The 26,628-nt window shown below is 66.3% G+C and carries 28 protein-coding genes; 16 read left to right on the forward strand and 12 right to left on the reverse strand.

The window, feature by feature from the left end; translation table 11 throughout:
* Positions 1–58 precede the first annotated feature (58 nt).
* Positions 59–1,021 carry a nitronate monooxygenase gene (locus AB0L58_RS06290; RefSeq protein ID WP_364382001.1) on the forward strand — a complete coding sequence of 321 codons (963 nt, stop codon included), beginning with the start codon at positions 59–61 and terminating at the stop codon, positions 1,019–1,021.
* Here AB0L58_RS06290 and AB0L58_RS06295 read toward each other — a convergent pair.
* The gene (locus tag AB0L58_RS06295) at positions 1,018–1,266 is read right to left on the reverse strand and encodes a three-helix bundle dimerization domain-containing protein (RefSeq protein ID WP_364382004.1); all 249 of its coding nucleotides are present in this window, start codon (positions 1,264–1,266) and stop codon (positions 1,018–1,020) included. The two genes, AB0L58_RS06290 and AB0L58_RS06295, sit on opposite strands and share 4 nt — an antisense overlap.
* Positions 1,267–1,439: 173 nt before the next feature.
* On the opposite strand from AB0L58_RS06295, the gene AB0L58_RS06300 reads away from it, so the two are divergent.
* Genes AB0L58_RS06300 through AB0L58_RS06310 form a run of 3 tightly spaced genes read left to right on the forward strand, consistent with a single transcriptional unit; the run spans position 1,440 to position 3,419 of the window.
* On the forward strand, positions 1,440–1,772 hold the full coding sequence (locus AB0L58_RS06300; protein ID WP_364382007.1) for a hypothetical protein: 333 nt from the start codon (positions 1,440–1,442) through the stop codon (positions 1,770–1,772).
* Positions 1,773–1,816: 44 nt separating this feature from the next.
* Positions 1,817–2,293, forward strand: a complete 477-nt coding sequence (locus tag AB0L58_RS06305; protein WP_364382010.1) for a nuclear transport factor 2 family protein — start codon at positions 1,817–1,819, stop codon at positions 2,291–2,293.
* A gap of 37 nt (positions 2,294–2,330) precedes the next feature.
* Entirely contained in the window at positions 2,331–3,419 is a 1,089-nt protein-coding gene (locus AB0L58_RS06310; RefSeq protein WP_364382013.1) for an aminotransferase class V-fold PLP-dependent enzyme, read from the forward strand.
* A 60-nt stretch (positions 3,420–3,479) separates the two neighbouring features.
* Here the strand turns inward: AB0L58_RS06310 and AB0L58_RS06315 are convergent, their stop codons facing one another.
* Positions 3,480–4,553: a diacylglycerol kinase gene (locus AB0L58_RS06315; protein ID WP_364382015.1), complete on the reverse strand. Its 1,074-nt coding sequence runs from the start codon at positions 4,551–4,553 to the stop codon at positions 3,480–3,482.
* Entirely contained in the window at positions 4,550–5,344 is a 795-nt protein-coding gene (locus AB0L58_RS06320) for an SDR family oxidoreductase (RefSeq protein ID WP_357475679.1), read from the reverse strand. Before AB0L58_RS06320 ends, AB0L58_RS06315 begins: the two co-directional genes overlap by 4 nt.
* Positions 5,345–5,433: 89 nt before the next feature.
* On the opposite strand from AB0L58_RS06320, the gene AB0L58_RS06325 reads away from it, so the two are divergent.
* Positions 5,434–6,300: a helix-turn-helix domain-containing protein gene (locus AB0L58_RS06325; RefSeq protein ID WP_364382018.1), complete on the forward strand. Its 867-nt coding sequence runs from the start codon at positions 5,434–5,436 to the stop codon at positions 6,298–6,300.
* A gap of 12 nt (positions 6,301–6,312) precedes the next feature.
* Here AB0L58_RS06325 and AB0L58_RS06330 read toward each other — a convergent pair whose 3' ends face one another.
* The 3 genes from AB0L58_RS06330 to AB0L58_RS06340 all read right to left on the reverse strand — a co-directional run bounded on the left by AB0L58_RS06330 (position 6,313) and on the right by AB0L58_RS06340 (position 9,879).
* Positions 6,313–7,308: a TAXI family TRAP transporter solute-binding subunit gene (locus tag AB0L58_RS06330; protein WP_364382021.1), complete on the reverse strand. Its 996-nt coding sequence runs from the start codon at positions 7,306–7,308 to the stop codon at positions 6,313–6,315.
* Positions 7,305–9,299, reverse strand: a complete 1,995-nt coding sequence (locus tag AB0L58_RS06335; RefSeq protein ID WP_364383183.1) for a TRAP transporter fused permease subunit — start codon at positions 9,297–9,299, stop codon at positions 7,305–7,307. Before AB0L58_RS06335 ends, AB0L58_RS06330 begins: the two co-directional genes overlap by 4 nt.
* 163 nt (positions 9,300–9,462) lie before the next feature.
* Entirely contained in the window at positions 9,463–9,879 is a 417-nt protein-coding gene (locus AB0L58_RS06340) for a nuclear transport factor 2 family protein (RefSeq protein ID WP_364382024.1), read from the reverse strand.
* Positions 9,880–9,979: 100 nt separating this feature from the next.
* On the opposite strand from AB0L58_RS06340, the gene AB0L58_RS06345 reads away from it, so the two are divergent.
* The gene (locus AB0L58_RS06345) at positions 9,980–10,609 is read left to right on the forward strand and encodes a helix-turn-helix domain-containing protein (RefSeq protein ID WP_364382027.1); all 630 of its coding nucleotides are present in this window, start codon (positions 9,980–9,982) and stop codon (positions 10,607–10,609) included.
* Here AB0L58_RS06345 and AB0L58_RS06350 read toward each other — a convergent pair.
* From AB0L58_RS06350 to AB0L58_RS06370, 5 genes are all read right to left on the reverse strand, one after another.
* The gene (locus tag AB0L58_RS06350) at positions 10,563–11,078 is read right to left on the reverse strand and encodes an SRPBCC family protein (protein ID WP_364382030.1); all 516 of its coding nucleotides are present in this window, start codon (positions 11,076–11,078) and stop codon (positions 10,563–10,565) included. The two genes, AB0L58_RS06345 and AB0L58_RS06350, sit on opposite strands and share 47 nt — an antisense overlap.
* A 90-nt stretch (positions 11,079–11,168) precedes the next feature.
* Complete coding sequence (locus tag AB0L58_RS06355; RefSeq protein WP_364382033.1) at positions 11,169–11,507, reverse strand: VOC family protein; 339 nt, start codon at positions 11,505–11,507, stop codon at positions 11,169–11,171.
* The gene (locus AB0L58_RS06360) at positions 11,504–12,451 is read right to left on the reverse strand and encodes an alpha/beta hydrolase (protein WP_364382036.1); all 948 of its coding nucleotides are present in this window, start codon (positions 12,449–12,451) and stop codon (positions 11,504–11,506) included. Before AB0L58_RS06360 ends, AB0L58_RS06355 begins: the two co-directional genes overlap by 4 nt.
* Before the next feature lie 2 nt (positions 12,452–12,453).
* Complete coding sequence (locus tag AB0L58_RS06365; RefSeq protein WP_364382039.1) at positions 12,454–13,239, reverse strand: glucose 1-dehydrogenase; 786 nt, start codon at positions 13,237–13,239, stop codon at positions 12,454–12,456.
* A 1-nt stretch (position 13,240) separates the two neighbouring features.
* Positions 13,241–14,437, reverse strand: a complete 1,197-nt coding sequence (locus AB0L58_RS06370) for an LLM class flavin-dependent oxidoreductase (protein WP_364382042.1) — start codon at positions 14,435–14,437, stop codon at positions 13,241–13,243.
* A 171-nt stretch (positions 14,438–14,608) separates the two neighbouring features.
* Here AB0L58_RS06370 and AB0L58_RS06375 point away from each other — a divergent pair, with 171 nt between their 5' ends.
* From AB0L58_RS06375 to AB0L58_RS06415, 9 genes are all read left to right on the forward strand, one after another.
* A complete protein-coding gene (locus tag AB0L58_RS06375) occupies positions 14,609–15,346 on the forward strand; it encodes a glucose 1-dehydrogenase (RefSeq protein WP_364382045.1) in 738 nt (245 codons plus the stop codon).
* 14 nt (positions 15,347–15,360) lie between these two features.
* Positions 15,361–17,040, forward strand: coding sequence for a 3-oxosteroid 1-dehydrogenase (kstD, locus tag AB0L58_RS06380; protein WP_364382048.1), 1,680 nt, complete (start codon positions 15,361–15,363; stop codon positions 17,038–17,040).
* A gap of 1 nt (position 17,041) precedes the next feature.
* Complete coding sequence (locus tag AB0L58_RS06385) at positions 17,042–17,773, forward strand: glucose 1-dehydrogenase (protein WP_364382051.1); 732 nt, start codon at positions 17,042–17,044, stop codon at positions 17,771–17,773.
* 15 nt (positions 17,774–17,788) lie between these two features.
* Positions 17,789–18,607, forward strand: coding sequence for an SDR family NAD(P)-dependent oxidoreductase (locus tag AB0L58_RS06390; protein WP_364382054.1), 819 nt, complete (start codon positions 17,789–17,791; stop codon positions 18,605–18,607).
* Positions 18,608–18,906: 299 nt separating this feature from the next.
* On the forward strand, positions 18,907–19,290 hold the full coding sequence (locus AB0L58_RS06395) for a Dabb family protein (protein ID WP_364383185.1): 384 nt from the start codon (positions 18,907–18,909) through the stop codon (positions 19,288–19,290).
* A 485-nt stretch (positions 19,291–19,775) separates the two neighbouring features.
* Positions 19,776–21,980, forward strand: coding sequence for a pyruvate, phosphate dikinase (locus tag AB0L58_RS06400; RefSeq protein WP_364382057.1), 2,205 nt, complete (start codon positions 19,776–19,778; stop codon positions 21,978–21,980).
* Between the two features lie 4 nt (positions 21,981–21,984).
* On the forward strand, positions 21,985–22,755 hold the full coding sequence (locus AB0L58_RS06405; RefSeq protein WP_364382060.1) for a tyrosine-protein phosphatase: 771 nt from the start codon (positions 21,985–21,987) through the stop codon (positions 22,753–22,755).
* Between the two features lie 61 nt (positions 22,756–22,816).
* Positions 22,817–23,788 (forward strand): hypothetical protein, encoded by a 972-nt coding sequence (locus AB0L58_RS06410; protein WP_364382063.1) that lies wholly within the window; start codon positions 22,817–22,819, stop codon positions 23,786–23,788.
* A gap of 398 nt (positions 23,789–24,186) precedes the next feature.
* A complete protein-coding gene (locus AB0L58_RS06415) occupies positions 24,187–25,068 on the forward strand; it encodes a glycosyl hydrolase family 32 (RefSeq protein WP_364382066.1) in 882 nt (293 codons plus the stop codon).
* Here AB0L58_RS06415 and AB0L58_RS06420 read toward each other — a convergent pair.
* Complete coding sequence (locus tag AB0L58_RS06420) at positions 25,046–25,636, reverse strand: TetR family transcriptional regulator (protein ID WP_364382069.1); 591 nt, start codon at positions 25,634–25,636, stop codon at positions 25,046–25,048. The genes AB0L58_RS06415 and AB0L58_RS06420 overlap by 23 nt on opposite strands.
* Before the next feature lie 107 nt (positions 25,637–25,743).
* Between AB0L58_RS06420 and AB0L58_RS06425 the strand changes: the two genes are divergently transcribed.
* Positions 25,744–26,586: an SDR family NAD(P)-dependent oxidoreductase gene (locus AB0L58_RS06425; RefSeq protein ID WP_364382072.1), complete on the forward strand. Its 843-nt coding sequence runs from the start codon at positions 25,744–25,746 to the stop codon at positions 26,584–26,586.
* The last annotated feature ends 42 nt before the right edge of the window (positions 26,587–26,628 follow it).

A 26,628-nucleotide genomic window follows, 5' to 3' on the forward strand; every position in this document is an offset into this window, starting at 1 on the left:
AGCACGGGCCGGCCTGATACCCCTGGCTATCGTCGATGGCGACGAAAGGGGTTCGGCGATGGCATTGCGCACCGAGTTCACCGACGTGTTCGACATCGAACATCCCGTAGTGCTCGCACCGATGGGTGGCGTCGCGGGCGGCGAACTGGCCGCGGCCGTCTCCGAGGCCGGTGGACTCGGCCTGATCGGAGGCGGCGGGGGTGACGAGACGCTGCTCGACAGGGAATGCGCGTTGCTCAGCGCTCGCACCGAAAAACCTTGGGGCATCGGACTGTTGAGCTGGGCTATTGATCTCGATACCGTGCGGAGGACGGTGGCGCGGCGCCCGCACGTGATCCTGCTGTCCTTCGGCGACCCCACCCCGTTTGCCGCCGTGATCCGGGAAGCCGAGATTCCGCTGATGGTCCAGGTCACCACCATCGATGACGCTGCCCGCGCCCTGGCGGCCGGGGCCGATGTGCTGATCGCGCAGGGCGCGGAGGCGGGCGGGCACGGTGGCGGCCGCGCGACGCTGCCGTTCGTACCGGCGGTCGTCGATCTGGCGTTGGGTACGCCGGTGCTCGCCGCCGGCGGGATAGCCGATGGACGTGGACTCGCGGCCGCACTCGTACTCGGAGCCGCGGGCGCGCTGATCGGCACTCGCTTCGAGGCGACACACGAGTCGTTGCTCTCGGCCGAGGAGGCCAAGGCCATCATCGCCGCACGCGGCGGCGACACCGAACGCAACCGCATTATCGATATCGCCCGCGAATCCCCGTGGCCCGCCGCGTACACCGCACGCACCCTGCGCAACCGGTTCCTCGACGAATGGGCCGGGCGGGAGGCCGAACTCGCGGCGGATCCCATTGCCCGGCAACGCTATCGGGCCGCTGCCGAGCAGGGTGACCTCGATTGTGTGCCGATCTGGGCGGGCGAGAATGTCGACCTCATCGACAGTCTCGAATCCGCCGCGGACCTGGTGCGCCGCATCAGCGCCGACGCCGAACAGGTATTGCGGCGAGCCGCGGCGCAATGCGACTAACCGCTCTCCCCGGTCGTGGCGCGGAGCAGTTCACGAGTGCAGCGCTCGGCGAGTAGCGGCAGGAAGTTGTCGATCGTGGCATGGCCCGCGAGGTAGTCGTAGGCGGAGTACAACCGCCGTTCGATGGCCTCGTCGCGGACGGTGTCGAATTCGCGTTCCAGACGGCGCGCGGCCGACCGCAGCGCGAACTGCTGATCGAGGGCTGGTTCGTGGATGGGCGGGTGTGTAACGGGACCTTCGGTCATCGCAGACTCCTGGTCAGGAACTTCCAGTGCAAAGACCCGATCGACGGAAGACCGCGTCTGTCGATCGGGTACCCCATGGGTCGCCTGTGACCCCCCGGATTCGTCCATGGACGCACCCAGAATTTCGCACTACCCTTGCGACATATGCCAATAGCCTCACGAAGGTGACCGGAATGAGTGAGAACCTGCTCTGGGTGCCCGATGCCTGCACACTGCCCACCGCGGACCAGCCATTGCGGATCGCCGAATTCACCGATCTCTTCGCGGTTGCGCTGCGTCGAATCGAGCGCATCGCGCCCACCTGTCTGCGCCTGGAGTTGGCCGCGACCCACGAAGGAACGGCGCGCGACCTGGCCGCCCGTGAGACCTCCTGCTGTGGATTCTTCGACTTCAGCTTCGCCACGGCGGGCCCGGATGCCATGGCGATGGACATCGAGGTGCCCGTCAGCCGGATCACCGCACTCGACGCATTGGCGGACCACGCCACGTCGACCCGACTGAAGTAGAACAGGTTCTTGTCTGGGGCCGCGGCAAATGCCAAGCTGAACGGATGGATCTCGCCGCCATCGAAGCCGTCCGCCAACTCAAATACCGCTACTTCCGTACCCTTGATCTCAAACTATGGGACGACTTCGGGGATACCCTCGCCGTCGACGTCGCCGGTCGCTACGGCACCCACGCCCTCGGTGACCCGCTGACCCTCGACGGCCGCGACGCCGTCACCGCCTTCATGCGCGAGAACCTCGGCCCCGCCGTGGTCACCACCCATATCGCGAACCATCCGGAGATCACCGTGGACGGCGATACCGCAACGGGCTCATGGGCTTTCGAGGACACCGTGATCGCCACCGAATACGGCATCCTCATCCGCGGTGCGGGCTACTACTCCGACACCTACCGGCTCGATCCGGACGGCCACTGGCGCATCACGTCGACCAGTTACCAGCGCATCTACGAATCGATGCAGGCACTCGCCGACACCCCCAGCTACCAACTGCTGAGCAATATGTGGGCGACACCGAAATAGGACAGCGGGTGCCGGATTCGAGGCCACTATCTTGCGGGTGGCACTCGACCGAGCGGTAGCGGCGGCGCAGGGTGGGAGCATGTCCTCCCTCGCGCCCGCTGAATTCACGATCGAAACCACCTACCTGAACACCGCTTCCCACGGGTTGCCCGCCGCGCGGACATTGGCGGCGTTGCAGGAGTTCAACGCGCTCTGGGCAGCGGGCCGTGCCGTACCGACGACGCGGGACCACCTGGTACCCGAATTGCGGGCCGGATTCGCGCGGCTGCTCGCGGGCGCTTCGGCCGACGATATCGCGCTGGGCGCTACCGCGGCCGGATTGATCGCGCCGGTGGTCGCGGCGCTGCCGCCGGGCGCGGAGGTACTGCTCGCGGAAGGCGAATTCTCTTCCGTCTCCATGCCTTTCGTGCATCGCGGCGACCTGAACGTCCGGTTTGTGCCCTTGGAGCGCATCGCCGACGAGGTCCGCCCCGAGACCGCATTGGTGGCGGTCAGCGTGGTCCAGTCCAAGGACGGTCGATCCGTCGATCTGGCGATGCTGCGCGCTGCCACTCTGGCACACAATGCCCGGCTGCTCGCCGATGCCACCCAGGCTGCGGGGTGGGTACCACTGCGCTTCGTCGATGCCGACTACTGGGTGTGCGCGACCTTCAAGTGGCTGATCGGCGCACGCAGCGTGGCCTTCTTCGCCGCACCGCCGGAAGCGGCCGCGCAACTGCGCCCGGTCAGCCCCGGCTGGTACGCGGCGGCGGACCGCTGGGCCGAGCTCTACGACCCGATCGCACTGCCCACGACCGCCCGGCGTTTCGATTCGACACCGGACTGGCTCGGCGTCATCGCCGCACTCTCCGCGCTGTCCTTGATCGAGGAGCTGACCGTCGACAAGATCGGCGCACACAATCGCGAACTCGCCACCCGATTCCGAACCGGATTGGCGGACTTGGGTTTCCAGTCGGTACCAGCCGATTCGGCGATAGTCGCGGTGTCGGGTGCGGGCGATGCGGCACCGCGTCTCGAAGAGGCCGGTGTACTCACCTCCGCCCGCGGCGGTGGGCTCCGGTTCTCCTTCCACCTCTACAACAGCGTCGCCGACGTGGACCGCGCCCTGGCGGCCCTGGCCCAGTAACAGCCGCACCCGTCGTCGGGATTCGCACCCCGTTGACGGGGTGCGAATCCGCGCCGACTTTCAGGCGGGCCGGGTGGCCGGTGCGGTGATGAGGGGGAGGTCGAGTGCGGTGAGAATGCCCGGTCGTGCCTCGACCACGGCCGGGACGGCATTGACGATGCGCATGCCGGTGGCCAGCAGGGTGGCGTGGTTGTGGTCGCCGTTGCGACTAGAGGTGACCAGGTCCAAGGCGTAGCTCGGCTCGCCGGTGATCTCGACGCGGTAGGACCCCTCGTGGTGGGCGGGTTGCGGCCAGTCGGGGCACAGGTCGGGGCGTAGGCGCGTGACGTGCTCGAGAACGGTCACGGGTTCATCGCCGACCATACCGCGCACCTCGAAACGCAGTGCGGCAGCGGTACCTTCGGCGATATGGCCGGTGGCGATATCGAAGGATTCGGGGGCCGGGACGCGTTCGTAGCTCTGGGTAACGGCGTCGAGCGTGACACCGATGCCCGCCGCCAGCTGGCGCACGGTGCCGCCCCATGCCAGCGATAACACCCCGGGCTGCAACAACATCGGGATCTCGTCCAGTGGTCTGCCGAACCCCATGATGTCGAACATGACCTCGCGGTTGTCATAGCTGGCGTAGTCGACGATCTCCAGACACCGCAGCTGGTCGATGCGCAGGCAGGTACCCGCGAGTGCGAGTGGCAGCAGGTCATTGGCGAAACCGGGATCGATACCATTGACCCACAGCGATGAGTTGCCCTGTGCCGCCGCCTCTTGGATCGGCTTCAGCAGTTCGTCGGGCAGTACGCCGTACGGGTACTGGAAGAACACCGGCGCGCACGCCACCACATTGATGCCGGCACTGAGCAATCGACGCAGATCCTCGACCGCCTCCAACAGGCGATTGTCGGTCATCGAGCAGTAGACGACACAGTCGGGTTTCGCGGCCAGAATCGCCGCGGTATCGGTTGTCGCGGTAACGCCGACCGAATGATCGAGTCCGGCGATGATTCCCGCATCGAGCCCGTCCTTCTTCGGACCCGATACCCATACCCCGACCAGCTCCAGCTCCGGATTCGCGATCACACCCGCCAGCGCGTGCGCACCGACATTCCCGGTGCCCCATTGGACTACGCGGTAGCTCATGACAGATCCGGAAGTGGGAGATCGAGATTCGGCGCGATCAGGCCACCGTCGGGTTCGAGCACCTTGCCCGTGACGTACTTTCCGGCCGGCGACACCAAATACAGCGCGGCCGCGGCGATATCCTCGGGTTCGCCGATGCGGTGCAGCGGCGTCTTGGCCTCCAACTCGGTGCGCATCGCATCATTGCCCGCCACGATCTCCAGTGCGGAGGTCAGAATCGATCCGGGCGCAATGGCATTCACCCTGATGCGCGGATTCAGATCCATCGCCGCCAACCGGGTGTAGTGCGCCAAGGCCGCCTTCGCCGTTCCGTAGGAGACGAAGGCGCGGCCGGGCAGGCGGCCCATGGTCGAGGTGATATTGAGAATCGAACCGCCACCGGCGGTTTCGAGGATCTTCGGCACCGCCGAGCGAACCAGCGCGTGCGCATTGGTGACATTGAAGTTGAATGCCTGCACCAGCGCATCCGGCGTGGTATCGAGCAGTGGGCACGGCAGCGCACCACCGACATTGTTGACCACGATATCGAGCCGTCCGAAGCGTTCGACGGCCGCGGCGGCCAGCCCGGCGGTCGCCTCGATATCGCTCAGATCCGCGGGCACCACATGGGCCTGGCGCCCCACCGCAGCCACCTGTTCGGCGACCTCGTCCAACTGGCTCTTGGTGCGAGATGCGATGACAACATCCGCGCCCGCCTCCGCAAAGGCCACCGCGATCGCCGCGCCGAGGCCGCGCCCCGCGCCGGTGACGACCGCGACCTGTCCGTCGATTCGGAATCTGTCCAGGATCATGCGAACTCCAACTGTCGAATATTCGACGCATATTGTCGTAATATTCGTCATCGTAGAGCCGTTTCGCAGAACCGCACAAGAGGTTGCCCATGTCCGACCGGTCCCCATCCCCGCCGACCCGGCGCGTCATCGATATCGTGTCGCTGCTCGCCGCGACGCCGGAGCCGATCAGCGTCGCGGGCATCGCGGAGCGCCTCGACATCGCCCGCGCGACCGCGACGGCGATCCTGGCCGAGCTGGATTCGGCGGGCTGGGTGCGACGCGATGCGAGCCGCGGCTACGGTCTCGGTCCGACGCTGGCGAATCTGCACGGTCCCGCGGTGCCACACGCACTCGGCGATATCCTCGCCGAACTCACCGCGCGGACCGGCTACGGCGCGACATTGAGTCGCATCGAGCCAGATCACCTCACTGTGCTCGATGTGCGCCACGGGCCCGAACGCGTCGTCCCCGGCATCCCCGTCGGCCACCGCATCCCGCTGCAATTTCCGGCCGGCGCCAGCGTTATGCCGTGGCGCTCCGCGGCCGAACAGAACACCTGGCTGGCCACCGCACCCGATTCGGACCGCCGCATCGCGAGCGGACTGCTCACGCTGGTGCGCGATCGTGGCGTCGCCCTGTTTCGACCACGCACCGACGACGCGGGCACGGTCGAACTGCTCGCCGACCTACTGAGTGCGATGGGGACCGAACTCGTGCAACCGCATCTGCGTACCCGGGCGCTACGCCGCCTCGCATTCCTCACCTCGCGGCCGTTCACCAAGGCCGAACTCGACTCCGACGCCGAACTCCCGCTGAGCTACCTCGCCGCACCGGTTTTCGATGCGACGGGTACGGCGGCCTACGAGGTCCAGTCGGGACCGCTGCGGGCATCGACCACCAAATCCGAGCGCGACGAATTCATCACCGCCACTGTCGATGTCGCTCGGGCGCTGACGGCGGCGTTGGCCTTCTGAGTCACGCGAGCTCTACTTCGTCAAGGCGAACGCCGCACCGCGGTGCAGTGGCACCGGCGCGGTAATTGTCGCGGAATCGCGGTTGATCCCTTTCGCGGCCGAATTGGCCTGTTCCAGTTGGGGTTTGCGATCGAACAGCGTCTTCGTGAGTATGCACGCCAGATTCGCGTCCAAGTCCTCGCGCACCAACAACAGATTCGGTACGACAATGGTCTTCACATCGGCGGGCAGTCCGTAGACGGTGGCCGGGATCGTGCCCTCCTCGTAGACCGAGTTGACCGCGTGCATACTGCCGGTGAGTTCGGTGATATCGAGGAACCGCACCTTGCTTTTGTCGGAGGTCAACAGATCGGTGATACCTGGTGTCGGCAGGCCGCCGGAGAAGAACATGGCGTCGATGGAGCCGTCCTTCATACCGTCCACCGTTTTGGTGAGATCCAGGCGCTGGGCCTCGATATCGTTGTCCGGATTCAATCCGGCCGCCTGTAGCACGCGGTTGGCGATCACCTCGGTGCCGGACTTCGGGGAGCCGGTCGAGACCCGTTTGCCGCGTAGACCGGCGACCGACTCGATACCGGCGTCGGTGCGCACGATCACCTGGGTGTAATTCGGGTAGAGCCGCGAAAGTGCCTGCACCGGTTGCTTTTTCCCATCGAAACCGGCATTGCCGAGCACCGCGTCGGCGGCGGTGTCGGCGAGGGCGAACGCGACCTGATAGGTACCCGCCACCAACTGCTGGATATTCTGCACCGACGCACCGGTTTCGGCCGCGGTCGCCTTCACCTTGCCGCCGGTGGCCTGCGAAATCTGGTCGGCATAGGCATTGCCAAGTGCGAAATACACGCCGGTCGAATTGCCCGTCGCGATGCCGACGCGGGTCTCGTCCTTGACCTCGCAGGTGACCTCGCCACCGGTGTCGGACTGCGGTGTGTCACGGCGGCCCCCACATCCGGCCAGTAGTCCGGCCGATAGCACGGCGACGGCGAATCCTATGGCAGCTCTTCTCAAGTCGTCCTCCTTCGTGAGAGCAGCGTTAGCCCGACGGCCGCGGTCAGCGCGGCCAGACCGACGACGAGCGCGCCGGGTTCCAGGTACAGCAGCGCCAGTCCGGCCACCGCGGCGAGCAGCCGGGCCGGAATTCCGGCCGGGCCGATGCCGAGGATCCAGCCGCCGGTCGCGGCGGCCAGTGCCGCAACGCCGATACCGGCCACGACGGTCGTCCACAGCACACCGAGCACCGGCCCGTGTCCGAGCAGATATTCGCCGGGACCGCTGAGCACGAACACGATCGGCACCAGGAAGGCGGGCAGCGCGTACTTCAATGTCTGCCACATCGTCGGCACCGCGCGCGCACCGGTAATGGCCGCCGCGCCCACGGCGGCCAGTGCGGTCGGTGGCGTCACCTCGGACAGCACCGAGTAGTAGAAGACGAACATCGCCGAGGCGGGCGGGGATACGTCGAGCGCGAGCAAGGCGGGACCGATGATCGCCCAGCCGATGATGAACGATGCGGTCACCGGAACCGCGAGCCCGAGCAGTGCGAGTGCGAACGCGGCGAGCACCACCGTGCATGCCGAAACCACGGTGTCGTTGTCCGACAACGCCTTTCCCGCACTCACCAGCAGCGATGCCAGCTGCGCACCGAGTCCCGTCTTGGTGGCGACCGCGGTGATCGCCCCCGCCGACGTGCACACCGCGACCACCGGCAGCGCCGAGCGCACCCCGCTGCCCAGCATCCGGAAAATCCGCCGCGGTGAGCGGGCCTCGGCGCGGATGCGCGCATCGAGGAAGGCGAGCACGAAAGCCAGTGCGGTGGCGTACACCACGGCGCGCGCGGCGCTCACGCCGATCAGCAGCAGGACCACGATCGCGAGCAAAGACAGGAAGTGGTAGCCGAATCGGGCCAGCAGCCGCCATACCGAGGTGGTGCTGATCTCGACCGACGCGGCACCGAGCCGACGCGCGTCGATCTCTACCGCGAGCAGAATTCCCAGGTAGTACAGCAGCGTTGGGATCATCGCCCACCCGAGCACCGTCACGTAGGAGACGTCGAGATATTCGGCGACGATGAAGGCCGCGACCCCCAGCGTCGGCGGTGACAGGATCGCACCGACACCCGCCGCCGCGAGCACACCCGCCGCCTGTTCCGGCGGATATCCGGCCCGGCGCAGAATCGGCCAGGTGACCGCGCCGACCGTAACCGCGGTCGCGGTGCCTGATCCGGAGACGGTGCCGAGCAGGAATCCCGATGCGACGGTGGTGCGCCCGGCCGCGCCGCGGGAACGCCGGAAGGCCGCGACCGACAGGTCGACGAAGAACTGTGCCGCACCGGAGAATTCGAGTACGGCGCCGTAGAGGGTGAACAGCACGATGTAGCTGGCCGCGACATCCAAGGGCGTGCCGTAGAACCCGCTGCCGGAGTTGTAGAGCGCATCGACGATCTGTCCGAAGTCGAGTCCGGCATGCGCGATGGTCCAGTGCTGTGGCAGGTACCCGCCGTAATAGCCGTAGGCGATGAACGCAAGGCACACCGTGGGCAATACCCAGCCCGTGGTGCGCCGACAGGCCTCGAGCACCAAGACCAGCAGCACCGCGCCCATGGCGATATCGACCGGATCGAATAGCCCCTGCCGATCCAGGAATGCGTTATACCCGCCTCCGCCGGACCCGATCGCCATCGGCAGTATCGGATACAGGCACACCGCCAGCGCGACCACTGCCAGCAGCCAATCGAGCGGCCCCGGACCGCCCCATCGATCGAACCAGCTCAACTCGGACCGATAGGCCAGGAATATCACCGGCAAGGTCCCGGCGAGGAAGATCACCAGGTAGTACTGACTCCCCTGTGCCAGCGGCCGAAAAACCTGCCACAGCACCAGCAACGCGACCGCGAACGCGGCCGTCGCGACCACCCGCTCGGACCATCCACGCAATATCCGCGCGGGCTTCTCTTCGTCGTCGACCTCGATCTTGTCCGGCACTGCCCGCTCCGGATCCATCCCGGGCCGCTCGACCGAACCCACCCGGCGGTCTGTGGGAGGCTCGGCTTCGAGGTGAGCGTCCCGCGTATCCGACATGGCGCGACGATAGCAACGCAGGACCGTCCGTATGCGGCTAACAAATATGTAGTCGGAAAAATAGGGACGCGGTCGGTTTGTCGCCCTACGCCGACCTGGTCGCTCGCCCACCCAGCGGTACCCGGTGCGCGATCACCCGGCGATAGGAGATGCGCCAGCCGGTTGCCGCACGCACGACCGTATCGTCGTATTCGACGCTGCCACTGGTCCCATCGGCATAGATCCCGATCCCCTTCGACCGCACCCGCACCGCACCGTCCACCTCGGCGATGACCACATTCGTAATGTGATGCCCGACCGGATTCCCATTGCCGAGCGCGACCGCGGACTCCCGCAGCGCCGGAATTCCGTGCAGTTCGCCGAGCCCGAAATCATTGACGTCGTAGGTGATTTCCGCGGTGAACAGCTCGTCCATCCGGTCGAGCTCGCCCGCGTCCATCAGATGACCGTGCAGTGCGATCAGGTCACCGATCTCGATCCGGTCCTGCGCCGACAATGCCATGACGACCTCCTGCCGCCCCACTCCTGTCATAAGATGAGGCATAGTCCGGTTAGCTCCGACAGTAACGGACTGTGTCCCCGGTTAGCAAGAGGAGAGCCCGTTGACGCGCGAGAGATCCACCGGCACAACGCGGCCGATGCGTGCCGATGCCCGACGCAACTACGAGCGGCTGCTCGAACAGGCCCGCATCGCCTTCGCCGAATTCGGTGCCGACGCCTCCCTCGACGACATCGCCCGCCGCGCGGGTGTCGCCAGCGGCACCCTCTACCGACATTTCCCGACCCGCCTCGACCTCATCGAGGCGGTCCTCGGCGAACGTGTCGCCGAACTGGCCCGGCTGGGCAACGACCTGATGGCCGAGCCGGATAGCTATCAGGCGCTCACCACCTGGCTGCACGCGGCGATCGCGCACGCGCTCACCTTCCGCGGACTCTCCGCCGCGATCCTGAATTCCGCCATCGACGGCGGCGCGGATTTGGTATCCACCTGGCACGCCGAGACTTTCGCGATCGGCACCGCGTTGCTGCACCGCGCGCAGGAGTCAGGGACAGTCACGGCGACGACCGAGGCGGCCGATGTGCTGCGCATGATCGGGGCCATCGCCTGGGCCGCCCAGGACTCACCCGACCCGGCCGCCCAGGCCGAGCGACTGCTTACGCTGCTGCTGCGCGGGCTGCGCTCGACTACGCGGGCGAATCAGCGGCCCGCGCCGAGCGGCGGCGCGACATGAGCCAGCGCAGGAAGTCGACCCACGGCGACGGACGCGCCGCGGTGACGGGTGGATGGCCGAGGGAGACCGCGGTCCGGTCCAGCAGGGCCTCGATCATCGCGTCGTGGATCCAGCGGATGGCCAAGGGCCACAGCAGGTAGCCGACACCGCGCAGTCGGCAGTCGATCTCGTGGCGCAGGATGCTGCTGTCCGGCCACGGACCGTCCAGTACATCGAGGCTGTGCGTGCCGACCAGGAAGGATCCGGGCGCGAGGGTGAACTCCACGCGGCGGCCCGGCACCCACTCGGTACACCGATAACGGATGACACCGTGCCCGCCGTCGGCCCCGACACCGAGCGGTCGGTCGAGCACGAGCGCGGGCCAGCCGGGCGGCCACACCGGACTGTTCGCCTCCGCGGCCCTGGCGAGCAGAGCGCCGACCTGTTCGACAGGCACCGGATACTCCCGTTGGTGGATATTTCGAACCATGCCCCAACCTCCATTCGGTACCGTATGGACCAATGTCCATACGGTACCGTACGGGAGGCGGGGCGCGAAGTTATCCCAACCACACACCCCTCAGGTGGGCTCGTACAGGACGATCGCCCATGGGGAGTCGCGGGACGGGCGGATCGAGGTACGTCGTTCGTGCGGTCCGGTCATCGGATCGTCGGCCGGAAATCCGGCGGCACGCAGGCGCGCGAGGACCGCATCCAGGTCACCGACTTTGACGGCGAGGGACGGAATGTCGCGTTCCTCGGCACCGGCGAGCACGACCCGGGTCGGTCCGATATCGAATTGGGCCCACCGATCGCCGTCGACGAATGTCGCGGTGGTACCGAGTACCGCGGTGAGCAGATCTATGGCGGCGGCGAGGTTGTCGGCGGGAAAGATGGTGCCGAGACGTTCGACGGTCATGACTTCTCCAGCCCGCGGCGAATAGCCGAAAAGGCTTGATCCGCAGCATCTTTCGCATCAGACAAGTTGTCGGACATGCTGAAGAAGCCGTGGAATTGGCCGTCGTAGCGGATCGTCACGGTCTCGACGCCGGCATCCCGCAGCCGCCGACCGTATGCCTCGCCCTCATCGCGGAGTGGGTCGAATTCGGCGGTGATGATGTAGGCGGGTGGGAGGCCGGACAGGTCCGTCGCGCGCGGTGGTGCGGCGTACGGGTTGTCGGCATCGGCGGCCGTGGCGAGGTACTGCTCCCAATACCAGCGCAAGTGGTCGTCGGTGACGAAGTAGCCGTAGGCATTCTCCCGATAGGAAGCGGTATCACGAGCCGGATCCAGCATCGGGTAGATCAGCAGTTGGTAGGCGATGGCCGGGCCGTTGCGATCCCGGGCCATCAATGCCGTGACGGCGGCGAGGTTGCCGCCGGCGCTGTCACCCGCCAGCGCGATGCGGGCCGGGTCGCCACCGAAGGAGTCCGCCTGGGCCGCAATCCATTTCACGACCGCGTACGCATCCTCGGCGGCGGCCGGGAACCTGTGCTCGGGAGCCTGCCGGTAGTCGACCGAAACCACGATCGCACCGACCGCATTGCTCATCGCACGACACAGTTGATCATGACTGTCGAGGTCGCAGATCACGAATCCGCCGCCGTGGCAGAACAGCACGACCGGCGGATCGACTTCGGACCGAGCGGGCCAGTACATGCGAACCCGAACCTGCTGCGCCCCATCGGGTCCCGACACCAACCGCTCCTCGACCCGCCCGACCGGAATCGGATCGACTCGGACCGCCGGACGCGCGGCGAGTATCCGACGCGCCTCGGCGGCATCGAGCACCGCGGTGCCCAGTGCGGGAAATGCCGCCGCGGCAAGGTCGACGATCACCTGAGCTTCCAGCTTCAGTGGCATTCTCACGCCTCGCCCGCGGCTGCGACCGGCGGCAGCGCATCCGGCGGAATGAACTGTCCCGCCGACAATCCGCCGTCGATGGCGAGTTCCGCACCGGTGATGAACGTCGCCACATCGGAGGCGAGGAAGGCCACCAGATCCGCCACCTCCACGGGCAATCCGACCCGACCGAGCGGTAGCGCAGGAAAGCTGCCCGGACCGGTACTCAGTCCGAGGTGTCCGATCATCGGTGTCGCGATCGGACCCGGATGCACTGAATTGACCCGGATTCCGAGCGGGCCCAGCTCGAGCGCGGCCGTCTTCGTCAATCCGCGCAACGCCCATTTGGACGCACCGTACGCGGAATGTCCCATCAGGCCCTGCAATCCGGCCTGCGACGAGATATTCACGATCGAACCACCCGCCGCCCGCATCGGATCGACCACAGCCTGAATGCCGAGGAACGACCCGATCAGGTTGATCCGCAGAATGCGTTCGAGTTCCGCGGCGGAGGTTTCGACGAGCGGTTTGGCGGTGTAGATCGCCGCATTGTTCACCAACACATCGACGCCGCCGAATTCGGTGATCGCGGTCTCGACAGCCGCGGCCCAGTCGGTGGCGCTGGCGACATCGTGGCGAACGAAACGGGCACTGGCACCGATGGATTCGGCGACCGCCTCGCCCTCGGATTCCAGTACATCGGTGAGGACGACGTGTGCGCCCGCGGCGGCGAACAGACGCGCTTCCTGCTCGCCCTGGCCGCGCGCGGCACCGGTGATGAGGGCGACTTTGCCGGTGAGGTCGATCATCTCAGGCTCCTGCGAATTCCGTTGTCCCGGCGCGCTCCGCCGCCTGGCCCTGCCCGATGCTTCCGGCTCGCTCCGCTCCCCTGAAGTGCGGAATGACCTTCTCGCCCCAGTGCCGGATGGTCTCCAGGCACGCCTGCTGCGGCACCGTTCCCATCTGGATCAGGCACAGAATCTCGTCGGCACCGGCCGCCTGCAGCCGCTCGACATAGGCGATGGCGTCCTCCGGGCTGCCGTATGCGTGCTCGGCATTGAAGACCGAGGTGGCCCCGGCCTTGACCGGAATCTTCGCCTCGTGCAGATACGCCACATGTTCATCGGCGGCCTCGCGAATCCTGGCCACCTCGTCCACCGTCGGATCGACGGCCTCGTCCGGCACCGGACCCGCGCCGTACCAGTGCTTGATGGACTGTGCGAAGAACCGCTGCCCGCGCGCGCCGATCTGCTGTGCCTTCTCCCGGTCGTCCAGCACGATCGTCGGGCACAGCGCCGCGAAGTGATCGTTGACCACCGTAGAGACGAACTTCTCCCCGGTCCGTTCAGCAATGGCGGCGTCATAGGTGCGGCGCAGTTCGGCGATCTCTTCCACGCCCGCGAAACCGAGCACCAGCGCGCCGATACCGTAGTCGGCGGCCAGCTTCAGCGTGTCCTTCTTGGTGCACGCCATGAACAGCGGCGGGTGCGGCAACTGCACCGGACGCGGCAGCATCGGATGCGGATCGATATCGAGCAGCTCACCGTGCCATTCGAATTCGCCCTCCGGATCCTGCCAGGCCTTGCCGATAATGCGCAGTGACTCCTCGACCTCCTGATAGGTGCGGTCCGGGTCGACACCGCACATGGAGGTCTCCTGCGGGGTGGCGCCGCGGCCCGCGCCGAGGTTCACCCGCCCGTTGGAGAGCACATCGAGCATGGCCGCGCGTTCGGCCGCGCGCACCGGGTGATTGAAGTTGAACGGCATGCACACCACGCCGTGGCCGATGCGGATCCGCTCGGTGCGTGCGGCGACCCAGGTCAGGAAGATCTCCGGGGCGCTCATATGCGCGTACCACTTCAAGCCGTGATGTTCGACCGCCCAGACGGTGTCGAACCCCATCTCCTCGGCCAGCACGGCCTGTTCGACACAGTCGCGCAATACCTGACGTTCGTGATCGGCCGACGGGTTGGTCATCTGCGCCTCGAAGATCATCGAGAACTTCATGCACTGCCTCCATTTCTCAATATGCCTAGTAGAAATATTTCCGATGCTCTCGTTGAGGTCAGGTGCATGTCTCGGTGGATGGGACTACTCCGGTTCGTGCCGTCCGCGCGCCCATAGCGTCGATATCGCACGCGGCGTTCGAACCGACGCCGGAGAAAGGACGGACCTGAAGTGGGTCGACTCGATGACAAGGTCGCGCTGATCACCGGCGCGGCGCGCGGAATGGGCGCCGAACACGTCCGCCGCTTCATTGCCGAGGGTGCGCGGGTGGTATTCGGCGATGTCCGCGATGAACTGGGCGAACAGCTGGCCGCCGAAACCGGCGCACGCTATCTGCACCACGATGTGACCAGCGAGGCCGACTGGGCGACCGCGGTGCGGACCGCGGTGGACGAGTTCGGCAGGCTCGATGTGCTCGTCAACAATGCCGGTCTGCTGCGGTTCCAACGCATCCCGGAGATGAGCCTGGCCGACTTCACCACGATCATGACCGTGAACGTCACCGGTACCTGGCTCGGCATCAAATCCGCCGCACCCGCGATGACCGCCGGTGGCGCGATCGTGAATATCTCCTCGATCGAGGGATTCGTCGGCGCCGCGGGTCTATCGGCTTACAGCGCAAGCAAATTCGCCATTCGCGGACTGACCAAATCGGCCGCACGCGAACTCGGCGCCAACGGAATCCGGGTCAACTCCATCCATCCCGGCGGCATCGCGACGCCGATGACCGCGGCGGCGGGCTCGGGCGTCGACGGCACTGCCTTCTTCGCCGGACTGCCGATTCCCCGCTGGGGGCAGCCCGGCGAGGTCTCCGAGGCGGCGGTCTTCCTGGCCTCGGATGCCGCGAGCTACTGCACCGGGACCGAACTCGTCATCGACGGCGGCATGCTCACCGGCGCCGGTTACTAGGGAAAGAGAGCCAGATGTCCGAGGAATACAGCTACGACGTCGTGGTCGTCGGCTCGGGTGCGGCGGGTATGACCGCCGCGCTCACTGCCGCCTATCGCGGGCTTTCGGTGGTGCTGATCGAAAAGAGCGCCAACTTCGGCGGTTCCACCGCGCGTTCCGGCGGCGGGGTATGGATTCCGAACAATCCGGTGCTGGTGCGCGAGGGCGTGCCGGACAGCCCGGATCTGGCCCGAGTCTATTTGAAATCCGTTGTCGGCGAGCGTGTTCCGCAAGCCAAACAGGATGCTTTCCTGGACGACGGCCCGCGCATGATGACCTATCTCGGTGCGCGCACCAACCACCTCCAATTCGTCTACGACCGTGGCTATTCCGACTACCATCCGGAACTGCCCGGCGGGTTGGCGCAGGGCCGCAGCATCGAACCGGCGATCATCGACGGACGCCTGCTCGGCGCGGATCTGGAGCTGATCAATCGGCCGACCATGTCCGGACCGAAGGGAATCGCGTTCACCGTCAGCGACTTCCACGATCTGAATATGATCGCGCGGACCTGGAAGGGCAAGCGCACCGCGATGAAGGTCGCTGCCAAGGCGGTGCTGAACCGGATCCGGGGACGACAGCCGCTGAGTCTGGGCAAGGCCCTGGTGGCCCGATTGTGGTTGGCGCTGCGCGACGCGGGGGTGCCGGTCTGGCTGAATACCCCACTCATCGAACTGATCACCGCAGACGATGTGGTGGTCGGGGTGCGCGCCGAGCGCGATGGTGCACCGATCGTCATCCGGGCACGGCGCGGCGTTGTGCTCGCCGCTGGCGGTTTCGAGCACAACCTGGCGATGCGTGAACAGTTCTTCACCGGGCCGGTCAGCACCGACTGGACCGTCGGCGCGACCGAGAATGTCGGCGACGGTATCCGGGCCGGCGAAAAGCTCGGCGCCGCACTGGATCTCATGGACGACGCCTGGTGGGGTCCGTCGGTGCGCAATCCGGACGGACCGCCGTTCTTCTGCCTGGCCGAACGATCCCAGCCCGGCGCGATCATGGTCAATGACGCGGGCGAACGGTTCACCAATGAGTCCGCCAGCTATGTCGATGTGGTGCACACCATGTACGAGCGGCACGCGACGGGTGTCGGTCACGTGCCCGCGCACTTCATCATGGATCAGCGCTTCCGCGATCGATACCTGTTCCTCGGTACCTTTCCGAAACAGGCCATCCCGCAGAAGTATTTCGATGCCGGAATCATCAAGAAGGCCGATACCCTCGCCGAACTCGCCACCGAAATCGGTGTCCCCGCCGACTCCTTGATCGCAACGGTAGAGCGGTTCAACGGTTTCGCGCGTGCCGGGCGCGACGAGGACTTCCATCGCGGTGAATCCGCCTACGACCGCTACTACGGTGATCCCACAGTGCAGCCGAATCCCTGTCTGGCGCCTATCGATAAGGGACCGTTCTACGCGGTCGAGATGGTACCCGGCGATCTGGGTACCAAGGGCGGCCTGGTCACCGACGAACACTCCCGGGTGCTGCGCGCGGACGGCGCGCCGATCGCCGGACTGTATGCGGCGGGCAATAATTCGGCCGCCGTGATGGGCAATAGCTACGCGGGTGCGGGCGCGACCATCGGGCCCGCCATGGTGTTCGGCTTTGTCGCGGCCAACCACATCGCCGATCTCGAAATCCGAGCAGGAGAATGACATGGACAGAGTGACTGGCAAGACGGTCATCGTGACCGGCGCTGCGCGTGGCATGGGTGCGGCATTCGCCCGCCGGCTGGTCGGCGAGGGCGCCTCGGTGGTCGTGGCGGATGTGCTCGCCGACGAGGGCAAGGCGGTGGCCGCCGAACTCGGCGACCGTGCGATGTTCTGTCCCCTCGACGTCACCGACGAAGCTGCCTGGACCGCGGTCGTCGCCGAAGCCGAGCACACCTTCGGCCCGGTCTCCGGACTGGTCAACAATGCGGGCATCGTCCACGTCGATCCGATCGAGCGACTCGCCGAGGCGGATTACCGCCGGGTGATCGATGTGAACCAGGTCGGGGTGTTCCTCGGCATGAAAGCCGTTGTGCCATCGATGCGCCGCGCGGGCGGCGGCTCGATCGTCAATATCTCCTCGATCGGCGGCATCATCGCATTCAGCAATATCCTCGGCTACGTCGCCTCCAAATGGGCGGTGCGTGGGATGACCAAGGCCGCCGCCCAGGAATTCGGCGCCGACGGCATCCGGGTCAATTCGGTACATCCGGGCGTCGTCGCCACCGAAATGACCGCCGACTCCGATCGCTCGAACTCGATGGTGCACGACCAGCCGCTCCCGCGCGCCGCGGCACCGGGCGAGCTGGCCAACCTCGTGCTGTTCCTCATCTCCGATGAGGCCGGTTTCTGCACGGGCTCCGAATTCGTCGCCGATGGCGGCTACACCACCAAATAGCCAAGGACAGCTGCTGTGAAGAACTTTGCCGACAAGGTCGTCGTCATTACCGGCGCGGGCGCGGGCATCGGCCGCGCGCTCGCGCTGGAGCTCGCGGGCCACGGCGCGAAACTGGCATTGTCCGGGCGAAATCTGGCCAATGTCACCGAAACCGCGGTGTTGTGCGAGAAAGCGGGCGCCGAAGCCCGAGCCTACCGACTGGACGTCACCGACCGGGCCGCCGTTTACTCGCACGCCGACGAGGTCCGATCCGATTTCGGACCGGCCAATCTCGTGGTCAACAATGCGGGCGTCTCGCTGACTGCCAATGTCGAGGAGTTGAGCTGGGAAGACTTCGAATGGATCGTCGGCATCAATTTCTGGGGCGTCATGTACGGCACGAAAGCCTTTCTGCCGCAGGTCATCGCGTCCGGCGACGGCCATATCGCCAACGTGTCCAGCATGTTCGGACTCGCTGCCTGCCCGAGCCAGGGCGCTTATAACGCAACCAAATTCGGTATTCGAGGCTTCACCGACGCACTGCGCCAAGAGATGAAGATCGCGGGTCACCCGGTCGGCGTGAGCAGCGTCCATCCCGGCATGATCAAGACCGAAATCGCCTGGAAGGCCCGTGCGGGCGGCGACCGCGACCGCGACGCCCTGGCCGCCAACTTCGATAAACTGGCCAAGACGACACCCGAATCCGCCGCGAAAACCATCGTGCGCGGCATCCGAAAGGACAAGGCCAAGATTCTCATCGGCGCCGATGCCCGCGTAATCGATTTGCTGCCACGGATTTTCGGCTCCGGCTATCAGCGCATCCTGACCGCGCAGATGAAGAAGGAAGTCGAATGAGGCCATGACCCGAATCGGCATGCCGGTGCCCTACGTCGACGGACTCGCCACCTCCGGCACCTTCCTGTGCGAGTTCGCCGCGGCACTCGAGGAGTGCGGCGCCGAATCGGTCTGGACCGTCGAACATATTGTGGTAGCAGAGGACGCTGTATCCGTATTCCGAGGACGGTCACATGCCGGGCCCGGAATCGGCCGTCCCGATGACCGATCCGCTGGAGACGATCGCATTCCTAGCCGGAGCGTCCAACACGCCGCTGAATCCGATTGCCGCACAGCATGCTCCGTTTGCAGGAAGATGAATCAAGCGAACCCTCTTGCTGCGCGTTCGTCCCGACACGTCCGAGGATATCCGCGCGCGATTCGAGGCGGATCCGACCGCCGTGCCCGCACATGTCACCGCCATCCGCTCCTGGGCGCTCAGCCGCGTCGACACCGCGCGGCAACCCGCGACGCCGTGGACGCATGTGTGGGAACAGGAATTCACCGACCCTGACGGCCGCAACGGCGAATATCTGCTGCATCCCTACCACTGGACCCATGTCGACCGCTGGTTCGACGCCGAAATCCCGAGCGCCATCATCGAACCCGTGATCGCTCACCTATTCCGCTGGGCGAACGAGCCGATACTCCGCCGACGCCGCCGCCGACGTCGTACGGATATGATTCCGCGCGAACAACTTTAAGGACCTGGCGGTCATCGTCGCCGCGCCATACGGCACCCCGAGCCCGATGGCCCGAAACGCCGCGCGCCGTTACGGTTGCTGCGACGGGTTCCATAGCCGCGCAAGGCTTTCCAGAGCCATATCGCTGATTGCATTCGACATCATTTCCACATCCGGACAAATCGCGTCGATCGACGTGCCGATGATGTCATGGCTATGTGGAGAAGATGGGTCTCCAACTGATTGCGACTCCGTGAAACCGCCGACACCTACGCCGGACGCGCGCCGATGGCCGCCGTGTGGGTCGAGTTGGGCGCATCCTGCTGACCGAGACGGCGGGTATGCCTAGGCCGGGCCGGGCGGCAGGCTGAAATCGGGCTGCCCGCGGCGTGCGCTGCCGGGTTGCGCCAATTGCCGGGGCGTTCGGAGGGCTGTGCTAGCGGCGCAGTGATCCGCCCTTGTCATGCGCTGGGTGCGCGGTGGCTGTCGATGACCGAAGGAGTGTTATGACGATCGGAGTGGAGCCGGTGCAGCGACCGGAGGCCGCCTTCGGGAGGGCCGGTGCCGATGGCTCGGTCGTTGTGGAGCTCGACGGAGCGTGCGGACTTTCGCGGGAGCGGATCGGAGGTAAGGCGTGGAGCGTCGATCATATGCACGGGTTGGGCTTGCCGGTGCCACCCGCATTCGTGTTGACGACCGAGGCCTGGGCGGAATTCGGGGCCAACGGTGGAGTGCTCGGCGCGCAGATCTGGGCGGGGGTGCGCGACGGTATCGCCGCGCTGGAACGCGGGACGGGGCGGCGGTTCGGGGACGCGGAGCGTCCATTGCTGGTGTCGGTGCGGTCCGGTGCCGCGGTGAGCATGCCGGGGATGATGGATACCGTACTCAATCTGGGGATGAACGACTCGGTCGAGCGAGCGTTGACCGCCGAGACGCGAAATCCCGGATACGCCGGTGATACTCGACGGCGGTTCGTCACCCAGTATCGGGAGATCGTGCTCGGTGATCCGAACGGCGTCGTGCCGGAGGATCCGTGGGAGCAATTGCGTGGTGCGGTCACCGCGGTATTCCGCTCGTGGGATTCCGCTCGGGCCAAGACCTATCGGCGTACCCGAGGTGTATCCGATGCGCTCGGTACGGCGGTCACGGTGCAGGCCATGGTGTTCGGGAATCTCGACGCGCTCTCGGGGACCGGCGTGCTGTTCAGCCGGAATCCGAATACCGGCGCGCGTGCGGTCTTCGGCGAATGGTTGATCGGCGGCCAGGGTGAAGATGTCGTCTCCGGACGCACCACCCCGCGACCGCTCGACGAACTCGCGGTGACACTGCCCGAGGCGCACCGCCAACTGCTCGCCGCGGCCGAACTGCTCGAGCGCGATGGCCGCGATATCCAGGACATCGAATTCACCGTCGAATCCGGCCGCCTGTGGCTGTTGCAGTCTCGACCGGCGAAACGCTCTGCGCGCGCTGCGGTTCGCGCCGCCGTCGCCATGGTCGATGAGGGGCTCATCGATGCGGACGAGGCATTGCGCCGGGTCGCGGCCGACCAGGTGCGGACCGTCCTGCTGCCCGCATCGGGTGACGACACCGGGCTGCGCCCGCTGGCCCAGGGCGAATCGGCATGTCCTGGACTTGCTTCCGGCATCGTGGTCACCGATCCCGACGAAGCCGAAACCCGTTCGGCCGCAGGCGAGCAGGTGATCTTGGCACGTCCGACCACCAGCCCGGACGATCTGCACGGGATGATCGCGGCACAGGCCATCGTCACCGAGCTCGGCGGGGCCACCTCGCATGCCGCACTGGTCAGTCGGGAGCTGGGCCGTCCGTGCGTAGTCGGCTGCGGCGCAGGGGTTGTCGAGGCATTAACCGGTCGCCTCGTCACCGTGGACGGCGGGGCGGGCACCGTCTGGCCGGGACAGGTGAGCGGGAAGGCGGTGGACGCCTCGGTGATCGAGGATATCGAGCGACTCGCCGGATGGGCGCAAGTCGACTCGGTCGCGCTGCCCGCATTCCTGTCGACACGAACCGAAGACCGCGCACCGGCAACAGATTCCGATCCGGCGTGCTTACCGATGTCTCAGGAAGCCAACCGCAACAAGGTCTCCGAACTCGCGGTGCTTCGCCTGATCGGCATCAAGGGTCGAGTGAAACCGGACGCCATCGCCGCGAGCTTGACGATCGCCGAAGCCGAAGCCGAATCGCGCACTGCCGATTTCGTGACGCGCGGGCTATGCGCCAGCACACCCGTCGGCATCCGCCTGACCCCACAGGGCCGCGAACAACTCGACCGGCTCCTCGAACACGAGCGGGCCGATCTCGACCGGAGCGTCCTCGCCGCGGCCTACGCTGAATTCTGCGAGTTCAATACCGAGCTGAAGGCGGTGATCACGGCCTGGCAGATGAAGGATGCGAGCACGGTGAACGATCACTCCGACAACACCTATGACGCGGCGGTTCTCGCGCGCTTGACCGCACTACACCATGGCATCGGTCCCATGGTCGAACGCATCGGCACCATCGCGCCGCGCCTGGCGCCCTACACCGGTCGCCTGGCCCGCGCCGTCGAGCGGATGAACGGCGGCGACCACAGCTGGGTGGCTCGACCGATCATGGACAGCTATCACACGGTGTGGTTCGAATTGCACGAGGACCTGATCGGTCTGTGCGGTCTGAGCCGTGCCGACGAAGCCGCCGCGGGCCGAGCCCACTAGCGCGATGTTCACCGACAATGCCCAGCGGCGATGGGTAGAGTTCGCCCAGATCGACAATGTCCGTGACCTCGGCGGGCTCCCGGTGATCGGCGGCGGCACAACCAGATTCGGCGTCGTCTACCGCTCGAGCACTCCGCAGCATCTCACCGCGGCCGATATGGCCCTCCTGACCGGCCCGATCGGCCTGCGCACGCTGATCGACCTACGCAACCCGGACGAGGTGCGCCGCGAGGGCTATGGACGACTGACCGGTAACGCGGCGGTGCGCATGGTGAATCTGCCGGTGCGCAAGGCGACCGATGCCGTCGCGACCCCTGCCGATCTGGTTCCCGACGGCAGACACTACGACCTGGTCGCCCTCTACCGCGAACTCCTTACCGGCAGTGGCGAATCCATTGTCGCGGCGGTCCGCTTGCTCGGCGATGCCGAGCGGCACTCTGTCTTCTTCCATTGCGCCGCAGGCAAAGACCGCACCGGCGTCCTCGCGGCCGTGGTGCTCGATGCGGTAGGTGTCCCAACGGAGGCCATCGCCGCGGATTACGCCCTCACCGGCGAACGCCTGGAACGCATCCGCGAACGCCTGGACGCGCTGCCGTCGTACCACGGGCTGCCGCCGGTCCGCACCGGCATCCTCGGGGTCGATCCGGAGGTGATCATCGGATTCCTCGACGAATTGCGTACCACGCACGGCGGCGCGGCCGAATGGTTGCGCACCAACGGATTATCCGCCGCGGAGCTCGTCCGACTCCGCGCGGTGCTCGTAGCCGCCGCCTAGCCTCCATTGGGGAGAACTGTTCACCCGGAATTACCGGCGCAGGTCCAGTATGGTCACCAGCGTGCACGACGATGTCGACTACGCAAAGCTGGCCACTCCCGCCGAAAAGAAGAAGTTCGCCAAGCAGAACAGCTTGATGTATGGCGGGCTGATCGCCATCGGCGTTGTCATCCTACAGGGTTTCCTAACTGCCTCACCGCTAGGCGTATCCGGCCGGATCTCTCTGATCGCCTTCGCGATCTCGCTGCCATTGCTCGCGGTGCTGCTGATGCTCGACGAATGGCAGTCGGGTGAACAGGCGCCGAGCCCGAGCGTGACCGATGACGCGGCCAAAGCCATTGCCCTGCTCAGCTCGCTCGTCGGTGTCATCGCGGCGTTCTGGCATATCGACTGGAGCGCGGGCGTCGCGGTGATCGCGGCCGGAGTGGTCGCGCTCGGAGTCTACGGAACCCATTTCAGCAGTACGAGTTTCAGTCAGGCGATACTGCGGCGCAACCAGCAGCGCGCCGCCGCGACTCCGTCGACCGCATCTGCGACGGCAACGCCGCAACCGACAGCACCCCAGCCACCGGTTCCTCAGTCCACTGCGTCCCAAGCGACAGCGGACCAGCCCGAGACGCCCCAGATCACAACGCCCGAGACAACGGCGACCGAGGCTGCCGCATCCGAACCAACAACGGACCAGCCCGAAGACACCCACACCACAACGCCCGAGCCCCCGGCATCCGAACCCACGACGACCGAGGCTGCCGCATCCGAACCAACGACAGACCAGCCCGAAAACACCCACACCACAACGCCCGAGCCAACAACACCCGAGCCCCCGGCATCCGAACCCACGACGACCGAGGCTGCCGCATCCGAACCACCAGTTCCTCAGTCCACTGCGTCCCAGTCGACAACCGACCAGCCTGAGACCACCGAGACCACAACGTCCGAGCCAACAACACCCGAGTCCGAGCCCACGACACCCGAGTCCGCAGCTCCGGACGCGAAAAAACCCGATGCCACGGCGCAGCCGACAACGCCCTAGACGGCCGAGAACGAATCCGATGCCGATGCCGCGCGCCTGCGTACAGCGGGCGCGGGCTTAGGTCTGGACCTTTGCGCTGATCGCGGAGTGGACGGCCATCCAGCGCCGACGGCACTCGCGCCCGTGGCACCCAACGCCGACGACACCCGTCCCAGCGCCCAAGCCGACGACGCCTGGGACCGCAGCGTCCGAACCGACAACACCCGACTCCACGGCATCCGAGCCGACAAACCCGAGCCCACAGCACCCAAACCACAAGACCCGAGCGCGCCCACGACACAACTCCCAACCGACAACACCTCGGCCCCAGCTCGCGAACCGACAACGCCGGACGGAAATCCATACGGCAGTTCCCAGACCTCACCTCGGCGAGGTCCGCACACGTCATGATGAGCGGTATGGCAACGCGCGAAGTAGTGAGAGCAGGCGCGTTCACGCGGATCTACAACCCCAGCGACGGTGCACTCCACCCCTGGTACATCAACGACCACACCATCGTTCGCGACGAATCCGGCCGCTGGCACCTCTTCGGCATCACCCACCCCGAACCCGCCGACCCGTTCGACGAAACCGAATTCGCCCACGCCACCGCACACCAGCTCCACGGACCGTGGACCAAGCGACGGTCTGCCCTGACCGTCGATCCCGACTACGGCGAAACACATCTGTGGGCACCGCATGTCATCGGCGTCGACAACCGCTACTACATGTTCTACGCGGGCGGCGGCACCGACCGCGCCGCCACCACCATCAACCTCGCCACCTCGACCGACCTGTTCCGCTGGAGCCGCAGCAGGGCCGGGCCGCTGTTCCGCGACGGCTACGACGCCAGGGATCCGATGGTCTTACGCGTCGGCGAGAAATGGGTCATGTACTACTGCGCCACCAGCACACCGAGTGGCGGACACCACGTAGTCGCCTATCGCACCAGCGGCGATCTCGTGCACTGGGGCGAGCGCCACATCGCATATACCGATCCCACCATCGGCACCGAAGCGGGCAATACCGAGTCACCGTTCGTGGTGCACCACGGCGGCTGGTGGTACCTGTTCATCGGCCCGCGCCCGCATTACGTCGGCACCGATGTGTTCCGCAGCGACACCCCGTTCCGGTTCCGCATCGGCGACAAGGTCGGCCATATCGCGTCTCACGCCGCCGAACTCGTCCGGGACGACGACCGCTGGTGGATCACCAGCGCGGGCTGGGCCCAGGGCGGGGTCCACCTCGCGCCGCTCGCCTTCCCGACCGCGCACACCGTCACCGCGGCCGTTCCCCGCTGAGCGATCGCACCATACCGGCCACCAGTGCCCTGATCTGCTCGAATGACCCTTCCGAAACCGCGGGCGCGCCGACCACCGTGCGCATCACCCCCAGACCGAGCAGCAGCGCACCGATCAACTCCGCACGCAGGGCACCGTCCGCACCACCCAGACGGGCGGCCATCTCGCGCAGGTAGCCATCGCAGAGTTGGGCGCGCAACTGGTCGCGCACGACTTCATGACCGGCCGATCGCAGACCGGCCACCAATGGATGCTCACCGCCGAATTCGGGCCAGTCCTCGAAGACGACATCGCGCAGCAGGGCATCCGCGATCGATACGACGGGTCGATGTCGCTCGCCCGCAACGCCTTTCGGGATCTCGATATACATCGCCTCGGCATACAGCTGCTCCTTGGAGCCGAAGTACCGGAATACCAGCGCCGGATCGACGCCCACATCACCGGCGATATCGCGGACTCCGGTGCGGTCGAATCCGGTCGTGGCGAATCGGATCCGGGCCGCGTCCAGGAGTGCGGATCGGGTGGCGGCACGGTCGCGCCGACGGCGCGGCGCTGCGGTTTCGGTCATCTAGTCACCATAAGTCACCAATTGTTGACTTGTGTAGCGAAGCCTTCCTAGCCTCGATGTCATCGGCCGATGACTCATCCGAAAACGATTCGAGGAGACGCGATTCGATGCGCACCTACGTAATAACCGGCGGTACCGACGGCATGGGCAAGGGTCTGGGCCTGCACTTCCTCGGCCGTGGCGACCAGGTGCTCGCGGTGGCCAGCGGCGCGGTCAAAGGCGCCCGATTCCTGCGTGACGCCGCCGAACTCGGCGCCGCCGACCGGGCGAGCTTCATCCAGGCCGACCTCAGCACGCTCACCGGAATGCACAAGGTCATCGCGGAAGTCGCGGCGGTCACCGATACCGTCGACGGCGTCGTCTTCGGCGCGCAGAACTTCCGGTCCGAACGTCAGGAGACCGCCGACGGCTTCGAATACACCTTCGCCCTGGCCTACTTGAGCCGCTATGTCATCGGACACGGACTCTTCGATGCACTGGAACGCGCCGACGCCCCCGTCATCATGAATATCGCGGGTCCAGGCGGACTGCCCGGCACCATCGAATGGGACGACCTGCAGCTGCGTACCGGCTTTCGCGGCATGCGCGCGGCCATGCAGTCCTCGCGCTGCATCGACCTGCTCGGCGTGGCATTTCCGCAACGCCATCCGAGGGCCCGCACGCGATATGTGCTCTACAACCCGCTGATGGTGCGCACCGCCATGGCCGACCCGCTGCCGACGGCGCACCGCATCCTCACCAAGGCGTGGCTGCTGGTCGCCGGTCAACCAGTGCGCAAGGCCATCGTTCCCATCGCCGAACTGATCGACCATCCGCCGACCGAACCCGTCGCCGCGTTCCGACGCCGCACCCGACTAGCCCTGGCGGGCACGGACTTCGATCCGGACCGCGCCCGGCGACTCGATGCGATCACCGCCGAGTTGGTCGACCAACGGGTCACCGGCGGATAACGACCCAGCACCCGCTCATCCGAAGCCGACCACGGGCGACCC

The sequence above is a fragment of the Nocardia sp. NPDC052112 genome, from assembly GCF_040680135.1.
In the GTDB taxonomy this organism is placed as follows: domain Bacteria; phylum Actinomycetota; class Actinomycetes; order Mycobacteriales; family Mycobacteriaceae; genus Nocardia.